This window comes from Rickettsia asembonensis, from assembly GCF_000828125.2.
Classification (GTDB): Bacteria; Pseudomonadota; Alphaproteobacteria; order Rickettsiales; family Rickettsiaceae; genus Rickettsia; species Rickettsia asembonensis.
The window spans coordinates 1-1,952 of record NZ_JWSW01000085.1 but is presented as its reverse complement, the minus strand read 5'-3'; the positions used below and the strand labels follow the sequence as shown (position 1 = coordinate 1,952).

Genomic DNA, 1,952 nt, shown 5'->3' with positions numbered 1-1,952 from the left:
GATGATCTGTGCTAACTAATTCATCTAAACTGACCATTGTTATTTGATGCTCTGACATTTCTTTACTTTCTTATTTTTTTTATTACATTATAACCTCTTACTACTCATATCTCAACACTCCCTTGAGGTATAACTTGAAACATTTTTAAGGCTTTTTTACAGTACATCAGTGCTTTCGTACTATCTCCTAAAGTTTGATAAATTTCACCTATGTTATTAAGAGATTCAGCAATATCAAAGTGGTTACCTTGATATAACTCTTTTCTCATTTTAAAAGCTTCTTTATAATATTTTAATACTTTTATAGGGTTACCTAAATGCTTATAAGCTTCACCTATATTATTAAGAGATTTAGCGATATCGGGATGATTACTTTGATATACTAATTGATAAATCTTTAAAGCTTCTTGGCAATATTTTACTGATTCTTTAAATTTATATAATACATGTTTGTTATAATTCCCTAATTTTTGATATAAATTTGCTTTCTTAAGTTCATCGATTTTAATATTATCATCGCTTAATATTTTTATTATATGTGGATAAAGTAATTTAGCATTTTCCCAATCTTCATTTGGAACATCTGTTAATATCAATGGCATTCGGTTAGTGCACTAAGTCCTAAAAGGACTGCGATTTAAGACCCACCTATTGAAAGGTTTATGAGATATTCTCAGGTATTTTCGCATTGGTCTTATCTTTTGCTTTATCTGTGAAATCTGATAAGTAGCCTTTAATATAATGTGCGTACAAAATAACTCAGATTTATAAATAATCGTTTGTATGCTTTGCTCAATAACATTTAAGCAATTTTTAAAATTAAATTTGGTGTTACCTGAGTTTTTATCGTATTTTGCCTTAGCAGCTAATTCAAACAATCTTGCTAGATTTATTAATACAAAATGTGCATAGGTTTCCTGCTTGACTCCTCTTTCAGTTTTAGAGTGAAAAGCTTCAACATCAACTAAACACTTTGATATCTTGTATAATTCTTCTATCTCCCATCTTTTGGCATATAGCTCTGCAAATATCTTCCTACTATATTTACTGTCTATTAAAGTTGTAGCATAAAGATATAATTTATAATCGATCTCGTGCTTAACCAAACGTAACATTATAGGCTTACATTCTATATTTAGACCTTGTTTTTCTATTTGCTTTTTTACTGTTGATGAAGGTACATATTCTATCACCGAATCAGGTTCCACACTGGACACAAAATCTAGTAATGCTTTGTTTCCTAAATGAATTGAAACTCTAAAAACAGGAACAATATCTTTTTTCATACATTGGTATAATAGGAGATAACTAAAATAACCCCTATCAAATATTACTATATCTCCTTTTTGTAAAACTGACAGATGATTGGGAACACATAACCTCTCATTTAAATTTTTGCTTAAACAAAAATCATAGACAATTTGTGCGTCTATATTGTAAATGCAACTCATTAATCCCTGAGGATAATAAGAATTTTTATTGCATGTTTTATATCCAAGTTCCTTTAATTCTTTTGGTAAATTCACTCTAGAACCATCTACTGCAAAAACTCTATGTGCCAGCTGATGTGCTACCTTCTGTTTTTGATAATTAAACTCAGAAATTAGCTTTTTATTGAGATCTATAAATATCTGTTCTGATAACTTTTGCCTTGCTTCACAAACTGAAGATGGTGCAAAGATTTTCTGTTGCGGGGTTTGAATATCCTTGTTGCTATAATGCTCCCATAACCTTAGTAGGGATATACTATACCCCTTGTTTGTATCTAGTATAATCTGAAAGATAAAGCTAATTAAAAATTTACTATCTATCGATCTTTTTCGTTTTATCCACTGATTATCATAATCACATGCAATATCCGTTATTAATTTATTAATTGATAACAATTGCTTTTCTTCTAATGTTAATTCTTGTAACATACCAATGACGTCCTCAATAAATACTAGTATTAT

General features: G+C 29.1%; 2 protein-coding genes. Both read right to left on the bottom strand.

Going from position 1 to position 1,952, the window contains the following annotated elements; all coding sequences use genetic code 11:
- Positions 1 to 104: 104 nt before the first annotated feature.
- Complete coding sequence (locus SB78_RS06775; RefSeq protein ID WP_052458516.1) at positions 105 to 602, bottom strand: tetratricopeptide repeat protein; 498 nt, start codon at positions 600 to 602, stop codon at positions 105 to 107.
- A gap of 12 nt (positions 603 to 614) precedes the next feature.
- Positions 615 to 1,952, bottom strand: a 1,338-nt coding sequence (locus tag SB78_RS06770; protein ID WP_041079569.1) for an IS4 family transposase, incomplete at its 5' end; no start/stop codon positions are given.